The sequence below is a fragment of the Micromonospora sp. NPDC047753 genome (genome assembly GCF_040642735.1).
Lineage (GTDB): Bacteria > Actinomycetota > Actinomycetes > Mycobacteriales > Micromonosporaceae > Micromonospora.
In genome coordinates, this window is record NZ_JBEYSL010000296.1 from 1 (window position 1) to 8,465 (window position 8,465).

General features: G+C 72.9%; 8 protein-coding genes and 1 pseudogene. 1 reads left to right on the forward strand and 8 read right to left on the reverse strand.

Annotated elements, in window-relative coordinates:
* The 7 genes from coaBC to ABZ749_RS22795 form a co-directional block, all read right to left on the reverse strand.
* Positions 1-1,075, reverse strand: a 1,075-nt coding sequence (coaBC, locus tag ABZ749_RS22765; RefSeq protein WP_357230819.1) for a bifunctional phosphopantothenoylcysteine decarboxylase/phosphopantothenate--cysteine ligase CoaBC, incomplete at its 3' end; no start/stop codon positions are given.
* 14 nt (positions 1,076-1,089) lie between these two features.
* Complete coding sequence (rpoZ, locus tag ABZ749_RS22770; protein ID WP_030335666.1) at positions 1,090-1,353, reverse strand: DNA-directed RNA polymerase subunit omega; 264 nt, start codon at positions 1,351-1,353, stop codon at positions 1,090-1,092.
* Between the two features lie 64 nt (positions 1,354-1,417).
* Positions 1,418-1,951, reverse strand: a complete 534-nt coding sequence (locus ABZ749_RS22775; protein ID WP_355009192.1) for a guanylate kinase — start codon at positions 1,949-1,951, stop codon at positions 1,418-1,420.
* Between the two features lie 25 nt (positions 1,952-1,976).
* Positions 1,977-2,294, reverse strand: coding sequence for an integration host factor, actinobacterial type (gene mihF / locus ABZ749_RS22780; RefSeq protein WP_030335662.1), 318 nt, complete (start codon positions 2,292-2,294; stop codon positions 1,977-1,979).
* 178 nt (positions 2,295-2,472) lie between these two features.
* Entirely contained in the window at positions 2,473-3,309 is an 837-nt protein-coding gene (gene pyrF / locus ABZ749_RS22785; RefSeq protein WP_357230822.1) for an orotidine-5'-phosphate decarboxylase, read from the reverse strand.
* A 73-nt stretch (positions 3,310-3,382) separates the two neighbouring features.
* Positions 3,383-4,657, reverse strand: coding sequence for an adenosylmethionine--8-amino-7-oxononanoate transaminase (locus ABZ749_RS22790; protein WP_357230824.1), 1,275 nt, complete (start codon positions 4,655-4,657; stop codon positions 3,383-3,385).
* Between the two features lie 271 nt (positions 4,658-4,928).
* Positions 4,929-5,975, reverse strand: a complete 1,047-nt coding sequence (locus ABZ749_RS22795) for a quinone-dependent dihydroorotate dehydrogenase (protein WP_357230827.1) — start codon at positions 5,973-5,975, stop codon at positions 4,929-4,931.
* A gap of 461 nt (positions 5,976-6,436) precedes the next feature.
* Here ABZ749_RS22795 and ABZ749_RS22800 point away from each other — a divergent pair, with 461 nt between their 5' ends.
* The gene (locus tag ABZ749_RS22800; RefSeq protein WP_357207008.1) at positions 6,437-7,162 is read left to right on the forward strand and encodes a protein phosphatase 2C domain-containing protein; all 726 of its coding nucleotides are present in this window, start codon (positions 6,437-6,439) and stop codon (positions 7,160-7,162) included.
* An 8-nt stretch (positions 7,163-7,170) separates the two neighbouring features.
* Here the strand turns inward: ABZ749_RS22800 and ABZ749_RS22805 are convergent.
* A pseudogene (locus tag ABZ749_RS22805) lies at positions 7,171-8,373 on the reverse strand (ATP-dependent helicase C-terminal domain-containing protein); the annotation flags it as partial.
* Between the last annotated feature and the right edge of the window lie 92 nt (positions 8,374-8,465).

The following is an 8,465-nucleotide window of genomic DNA, read 5'->3' on the forward strand; positions in this document are numbered from 1 at the left end:
AGACCAGGTCCGGACCGACCTCGTTGACCACGATCAGGTCGGCCCGCTTGCGGGCGAGTTTCGCCCTACCGTTGGCCTCGGCATCGCCGGTCTCGGCGGCGAACACCACCAGCACCTGCCCTGGCCGTTTGCGCTGGCCGAGCTCCGCCGCGATGTCCGGGTTCGTGACGAGCTCGATGGTGGGTGCGACACCGTCGTCCGACTTCTTGATTTTGCCAGTCGCGTACGTCGCGGGCCGGAAATCGGCCGGCGCCGCCGCCATCACCACCGCGTCGGCCTCGACGGCGGCCTTGACTGTCGCCTCCCGCAACTCGGCGGTGGTGCCCACCCGGATCAGGTCGACCCCGGCCGGGTCGGCGAGGCCGACGTTGGCCGAGATCACGGTGACCCGGGCACCCCGGGCGACAGCCGCGCGGGCGAAGGCGTACCCCTGCTTGCCCGACGAGCGGTTGCCCAGGAAACGCACCGGGTCGAGAGGCTCGCGGGTGCCACCGGCGGTGACCACCACCCGGCGACCGGCCAGGTCGGCGGGGGCGGAGTCGCCACGGGCCAGCAGCCGACCGGCGACGGCGAAGATCTCCGCCGGGTCGGGCAGCCGGCCCTTGCCGGTGTCGGCGCCGGTGAGCCGGCCGACGGCGGGTTCGATGACCCGGACCCCGCGCGAGCGCAACGTGGCCACGTTCGCCACTGTGGCGGGGTGCTCCCACATCTCGGTGTGCATGGCCGGGGCCAGCAGGACCGGGCAACGGGCGGTCAGCAGGGTGTTGGTCAGCAGGTCGTCGGCGAGGCCGTGGGCGGCCTTGGCGAGCAGGTCGGTGGTGGTCGGCGCGACCACCACCAGGTCGGCCTGCTTACCGAGCCGGACGTGGGGCACCTCGTGGACGTCGGTCCAGACGTCGTCGGCGACCGGTTGACCGGAGAGCGCGGCCCAGGTCGGCGCTCCAACGAAGCGGAGCGCCGACGCGGTTGGCACCACCCGAACCCGGTGACCCGATTCGGTGAAGAGTCGCAGCAGCTCGCACGCCTTGTAGGCGGCGATGCCGCCACCGACCCCGAGGACGATCGAGGCGGACATCGGCCAGCGGGGGCTTACGGCTGGTCGGTCGGCTCGGCGGTGAGCAGGCCCGAGTTGATCTCGCGCATGGCGATGGAGAGGGGCTTCTCCTGCGGGGTGGTCTCGACGAGCGGGCCGACGTACTCCAGCAGACCCTCACCGAGCTGGCTGTAGTAGGCGTTGACCTGGCGCGCGCGCTTGGCGGCGAAGATGACCAGCGCGTACTTCGACGTCGTCTTCTCGAGGAGCTCGTCGATCGGCGGGTTGGTGATGCCTTCGGGGTTGGCGATGGATCCCACGAATTAACCTCTGCGTCTTTCGAGCCGCGCGGACGCGGTGCTGAGTCTCAACGGCGGCCGACCGTCAGCCACGCACGCGTGACCAGGCCGGATCCGGATAAGAAGAACCGAGTAAGCCTACCAGCTCCTCAACCACCCGTTCGGTGTGGTCGTGGGTCAGCGCGTACGCGACGGTGGCGGCCACCGTGGCGTCGGGCGCGTACCCGGGTGGGCTCAGCAACACCAGCCGGGCATCGGGCAGGCGCGCCCGGACCAGTGGGACGCCGCGCAGGTCGAGCGGGAGCAGCACCGGCTGCCCGGCGTCGAGCCGGGCGCGCAGCGGTGGGTACGGGGTGCCCCGGCGGTGCGAACCGATCCGGGACCACTCCAGCAGCTCGCCGTCGACGATCCGTCGATCGAACTCGGCGGGGGCGAGGAAGACGCGGTCCACCCCGTCGATCTCCGACTCCCGGCGCGGCCTGGTGGTTGCCGCGACCGGGATCCACACGGACGGAGAACGCGCCCGGACAAGCTCGACGACACTCTCCCTGCCGGAACCCGAAGGTCCAGCCAGGACAGTGAGCCGAGCCGCCGGGCGCGCCTCGTCATCCGTGCTCACTGCTTGTTTCTACACGCTGCCAGGTTCAGTTGGCGGCGAACTCTCCAAGCAGTGCCTTGCGCTGCTGCTCGCCGAGGCCACGCAGGCGACGGCTGTCGGCGATCTTGAGCTTCTCCATGATCTGGGTAGCCCGGATCTTGCCGATGCCCGGCATGGCCTGCAGGACGGCCGACACCTTGAGCTTGCCAACGACGTCGTCGCTCTCGGCCCGCTCGAGGACAGCACCGAGGGTGGTCTTGCCCTGCTTGAGCTGCTCCTTCAGCTGAGCACGGGCCTTGCGGATCTCCGCGGCCTTCTCGAGCGCGGCAGCGCGTTGTTCGGGGGTCAGTGACGGGAGCGGCACCAGTTCTCCTCAGGTCCCTATCGCGGCGGGCGGGGCGCACCGCCGCATCTGTGAAACGTGGTGTCGCTGTGAACCAAGGGGTCCATGGTTCCCAGCGCGGGGAAAACTAGCGGCCAACGGAGCTTTCGGCAACGTGGGGGCCGCATGATCACCGTAGAGTGACCGACCCGTCAGTCAGTCACCGGGCAGGCAGAACGGCCCGGCAGTCGACCAGAACGCGGTCCGCGGCGGCCCGCAACGCGACCACATCAGGGCCCGCCGAGAGCACTTCCCGGGAGTACGACGGGAGCACCGAGGCGAGGCTCGAACCGAAGACGGTCCGCAGATCGGCCGCACCGGCACCCTGCGCGCCGAGCCCCGGAGCGAGCAGTGGGCCGCCCACACCGGAGAGGTCGTGACCGGTGTCACCGATGGTCGCGCCGACCACCAGACCGAAGCTCCCGAGTGGGGACGCACCCCTGTTGAGCTGGGAAATCTCGTCGATCACGGTTTGCGCCACGGTGCGGCCGTCGGCCGTGACGGCCCGCTGCACGGCGGCACCCTCGGGGTTGGAGGTGAGGGCCAGCACGAACACGCCGCCGCCGTGCTCGGCAGCCAGTTCGAACATCGGCGCCAGCGAACCGACCCCGAGGTAAGGGCTCGCGGTGACCGCGTCGACATACACGGGGCTGGATGGATCAAGGTACGCGGCGGCGTACGCGCTCACCGTCGAGCCGATGTCGCCGCGTTTGACGTCGAGCAGAACGAGCGAGCCGGCATCCCGTAACTGTCGGATAGTTGACTCAAGAATCGCCACACCTCGGGATCCGAACCGCTCGAAAAAGGCCGACTGAGGCTTGACTACCGCAACACGGTCACCGAGGGCTTCCACCACGGTTCGGCTGAACCGGTCGAGCCCCTCAACGTCGTCCGGGAGGCCCCACTGAGCCAGCAGACCCGGATGCGGGTCGATGCCCACACAGAGTGGGCCCCGCTCGGTGATCGCCCGGTGCAGCCGGGTACCGAAGCTCTCCATCGGAGTGTTCCCCTCTTCTCGTCCGGGCGGCTGACCCGCCCGGGTAACCCGTCGACCCGGTGGCCGGGCCGACTCAGCCAGCCGCCACCGCCGCCGCCACCCCGGTCGCGATCCGGGCCACGTCGGCATCGTCGGTGACGTACGGCGGCATCGTGTAGATCAGGTCGCGGAACGGGCGCAGCCACACCCCCTGGGCGACCGCGGCAGCCGTCGCCGCGCCGAGGTCGACCTCGTGATCGAGCTGGACCACGCCGATCGCGCCGAGGACCCGTACGTCGGCCACGCCCGGCATGCCGCGCAGAGGCTCCAGACCGGCGCGCAGGCCGGCGCCGACCCTGGCGACCTGCCCGGCCCAGTCTCCGGCCCGCAGCAGCCCGATGGAGGCGTTCGCCACCGCGCAGGCCAACGGGTTGCCCATGAACGTGGGCCCGTGCGCCAGCACACCGGTCGCCGAGATGCCCCGGGCGACCTCCGCGGTGCACAGGGTGGCCGCGAGCGTGAGGTAGCCGCCGGTCAGCGCCTTGCCCACACAGAGCACGTCCGGCGTCACCCCGGCGTGCCCGGCGGCGAACATTTCGCCGGTACGGCCGAACCCGGTGGCGATCTCGTCGAAGATCAGCAGAATTCCGTGCGCGCGGGTCACCTCGCGCAGCACCCGCAGGTAACCCGGGTGGTGGAAGCGCATCCCGCCGGCGCCCTGGACGACGGGCTCGACGATCACCGCGGCCAACTCGTCGGCATGCCGCTCGACCGTCTCCACCAGCGCGGCCACGTAACCGTCGTCGGGCGGATCGGTGAAACCGCCCGGCGGCACCGGGGCGAACACCTGCCGGGGCAGCACGTCGCCCCACAGGTGGTGCATCCCGCCCTCCGGGTCACAGACGCTCATCGGATGGAAGGTGTCGCCGTGGTAGCCGCCCCGCCAGGTCGCCAGCCGGCGCCGCTGGGGCCGCCCGACGGCCCGCTGGTACTGCAGGCACATCTTCACCGCCACCTCGACGCTGACCGAGCCGGAGTCGGCCAGGAACACGTGCTCCAGGCCGTCCGGGGTCAGCTCGACCAGGGTTCGGGCCAGCCGCACCGCCGGTTCGTGGGTGAGCCCGCCGAACATCACGTGGCTCATTCGACCGAGCTGGTCGGTCACCGCCGCGTCGAGCACCGGGTGCCGGTACCCGTGGATCGCCGCCCACCAGGACGACATCCCATCCACCAGCTCCCGCCCGTCGGCCAGGGTGAGCCGTACCCCCTCGGCGCCGCGCACCACGTACGGCGGGTTGGCCGGCGGCAGCGCGGCGTACGGGTGCCAGACGTGCGCCCGGTCAGCGGCCAGGATCTCCTCGGGTGTCACGCGTACTCCTCTGCGCCTCAAGCGGTCCGGACGGCGGACGTCCTGCGGCCGGGTCGAACCTCTCCGCCGCCTCCCCCGCCATGGCCGCCGCTTCCATTTCCGCCGCCTTTGCTCTGCACCCGCGGACGCGACATCCGGTGGCGGCCGGGTGTCGCGCGCCGAGTGGTGCACCCACGGGTGCAGAGCAAAGGGGCAACAACGGGCGTGGTGTCGTCGACGCGGAGCGGGCCCGGTACCCCGTTGCACCGGGCCGGCACCGCACCGGGGGCGGTCACCGGCCGGCGACCGCTTCCGGTGCCGCCGTTGCGGCCGCCGCGCGGGCGGCGGCGCGGACCAGGGCCGGTCCGCGGTAGATGAAACCGGTGTAGAGCTGCACCAGGTCGGCGCCCGCATCGAACATCCGCGCCGCGTCGTCCGGGTCCAGCACACCCCCGACGCCGACGATCGGCAGCCGGCCGCCGGTCTCGGAGTGGACGAAGGCGACCACGTCGCGGGCCCGCCCGGTGAGCGGCCGACCCGAGAGGCCGCCGGCCTGCCCGCCACGCTCGACGTCGACGTCGGCCAGCCCGTCCCGGGACAGCGTGGTGTTGGTGGCGATCACCCCGGCGGCGCCCCGGGCCAGGCAGACCTCCAACAGCTCGGCGATTGCCGCCTCGGTCAGGTCTGGCGCGATCTTGACCAGCACCGGCTTCTCCCCCACCAACGCGCCGAGCAGCGCGTCCAGGTGGGCACGGTCCTGCAACGACCGCAGACCCGGGGTGTTCGGTGAGGACACGTTCACCGCGAAGTAGTCGCCGTGCCCGCGCAGCGCCCGGTACGAGGCGAGGTAGTCCTCGACCGCCTCGTCCAACGCTGTCACCTTGGACTTGCCCAGCGAGATGCCCAGCGGCACCCCGAGCGGGCGCGGCAGCGCCGACAACCGGGCGGCCAGCGCGGCGGCCCCGGCGTTGTTGAAGCCCATCCGGTTGACCACCGCCTCGCTGGCCGGCAGCCGGAACAGCCGCGGCCTCGGGTTGCCCGGTTGGGCGTGCGCGGTGACCGTGCCGACCTCCACGAAACCGAAGCCGAGCGCTGGCCAGGCCGGCAGCGCCGCGCCGTCCTTGTCCATCCCGGCGGCCAACCCGACCGGGTTGGGGAACCGCACCCCGAACACGGTGCGCGGCGCGTCGACCGCGTAGCGGGCCCGCAGCACGGCGAGCGCGGCCGGCCGCCGCGACAGGGCCGCCAACCGCCGCAGCGTCCACTCGTGCGCCGCCTCGGCGTCCCCGCCGCCGATCCGGAACAACCCAGGTCGTACGACCTGCTCGAACAGTGTCACTGGGCCGCCCGCAGAGTGGCGTGCAGGTCCTGCAGGGGGCGGACCTGCACACCCCCTCGCTGAAGTCGCCGTTGTCGATCTGCTCGGGGGCGTCCGGTGGTGGGTCGGCGTGGGCCGCGCCGGCGCCCGCGCCGGTGAGGGCCAGGGTGGTCGCCGCAGCCAGCAGGAGGCGGCGTCGGGATGGCGTCACGGGAGTCCTTCCGGGACGGGAGGTGGGACAGTGGTGGTGGCACGGAGCTGGGAAGACGCTGGGAGCGCTCCCAGGTGTCTGCTCGATGTTTCCAGTGCCGGCACGCCCTGTCAATTGATCTGGTTGGATGGGTTTCAGCATCCGACGTGGGCGGCCAGCCCGAGCGGCACCCCCGACGCGCCGCCCTCCGGACGTGAGATTGGCCGCGCCACGCGCCGTCGTCCTGATCTCCTAGAGACAACTGCGCCCTTCGCCTGGCAGGCTGCCACCCATGACCCTGAAGCTGCGTTCCGTGGGAACGAGCGACCGTGGGCTGATCCGCAGCGGAAACCAGGACGCTCTGCACGCCGGCACCTGGCTCGTCGCCGTCGCCGACGGCATGGGCGGAATGGCCGCCGGCGACCTGGCCAGCGCCCTCACCATCGACGCGGTCGCCCCGCTGGACCTGGAGACACCCGAGGACGCCCTGGTGGCCGCACTCGAGGGCGGCATCGCGCTGGCCACCTCCCGGATCCGACAGGCGGTCGCCGAGGATCCCGAGCGCCAGGGGATGGGGACCACGCTGACCGCCCTGCTCTTCGCCCGCACCGGCAGCTGTCTGGCGCTCGCGCACGTCGGCGACTCCCGGGCCTACCTGTTCCGCGAGGGCGTGCTCAAGCAGGTCACCCGGGACGACACGTTCGTCCAGATGCTTGTGGACCAGGGCGTGATCACCGCCGACCAGGCCAGCAGCCACCCGCGCCGGGCCGTGGTCACCCAGGCGTTGCAGGGTGACGAGGTGTCCCCGTCGTACGCGACGATGGTGCCCCGGGCCGGCGACCGGTGGCTGCTGTGCAGCGACGGCCTCTCCAACGTGGTTCGCCCCGACACCCTCACCGAGGTGCTCAGCGGCTATCCGGACCGGGACGCCTGCGCCGCCAAGCTGATCGACCTGGCCCTGCACGCCGGCGCGCCGGACAACGTCACAGTCGTGGTGGCCGACGTCGTCGAGGAGTAGACCGCCGCTCAGCGCCGACGCGGCGTGGCGTGCCGGGTGGGTTTGGCCGTTCCCGGATCCTCCGGCCACGGGTGCCGGGGATAGCGCCCGCGCAGCTCGGAGCGGACCTGCGGATAGCCGGTACGCCAGAACGACGCCAGGTCGGCGGTGACCGCCACCGGCCGGCCGGCGGGGGAGAGCAGGTGCAGCAGCACCGGCACCCGACCGTCGGCGATGCGGGGGGCCGCCGGCCAGCCGAACGTCTCCTGGAGCTTCACGGCGAGCACCGGCGCGGCGGGGTCGCCGTAGTCCAGCCGGATTCGAGAACCACTCGGCACCTCGATCCGCTCCGGAGCCAGCTCGTCGAGGCGTGCGGCCTGCGCCCAGGGCAGCAGCCGACGCAGCGCCGACGTCACGTCCACCCGCGCCAGGTCGTTCCGGCGTCGCGCGGCGGCCAGCTCCGGGCCCAGCCAGGTTGGCGCGGCGTCGAGCAACGAGTCGTCGCCAACCTCCGGCCACGGCTCGCCCAGGTGGTGCCGGAGGAACGCGAGCCGCTCGCGCAGCGCCCGAGCCGCCGGCGTCCAGGGCAACAGCCCCAGCCCGTCCTGGCGCAGGCCGGTCAGCAGCGCGGCGGCCACCTCCGCCCGGTCCGGCCGCTCCAGACGCCGCTGGACCAGCTCGATCGCGCCCAGCCGGGTCACCTCCCGGGCCACCACGTCCCCGTCCGACCAGCCGACCTCGCGGCCGGTGCGCAGCAGCGGACCGGCCGCCTCCCGGGCCGTCGCCTCGTCCACCGGGGAGGCCCGGCGGATGCGGGCCGACGGCGCGCCGGGCGTGCGGTCCGCGACTGCCACCGCCAGCCAGTCGGACCCGGCCAGCCCCGAGCCGGCGGCCAGCTCCGCGGCGGTCCCGCCGGTCATCAGGTACGCCGAGCCGCCCGGCCGCCGCACCCGGGCCAACCGTTCCGGGTACGCCAGACCGACGAGCAGCCCGGCGGCGAGATCGTCGCTCAGTCCACCCGGGCCGGTGCGGCCGGTGGCGTCGGCGCGGCCCTTCGGCGGGGCGTCGGCAGGCAGCGCGGCCCGCAGCCGGCGTACCTCGGTGCGCCAACGGGCGGTCGCGCCCGCGTCCACGCCGGTGCGCAGCCGACGCCAACCCGCGACCAGATCGTCACCGGGGCCGGCCGCGCCCTCCTCGGCGAGCAGGGCGACCACCTCGGCGGCCCGGTCCGGTCATCGGCACCGAGGACCGGGTCATCCCGCCGGCCCGCCAGGAAGAGATGATGAAGCGGGCGGGCGCCGACATCACCCGGATCGACGCCGGC

What these genes read in the sequence shown, in the direction of transcription:
- pyrF (WP_357230822.1), bottom strand. Translation starts at nt 3,309, where the DNA reads ATGGAGAGCTTCGGTACCCGGCTGCACCGGGCGATCACCGAGCGGGGC.
- ABZ749_RS22800 (WP_357207008.1), top strand. Translation starts at nt 6,437, where the DNA reads ATGACCCTGAAGCTGCGTTCCGTGGGAACGAGCGACCGTGGGCTGATC.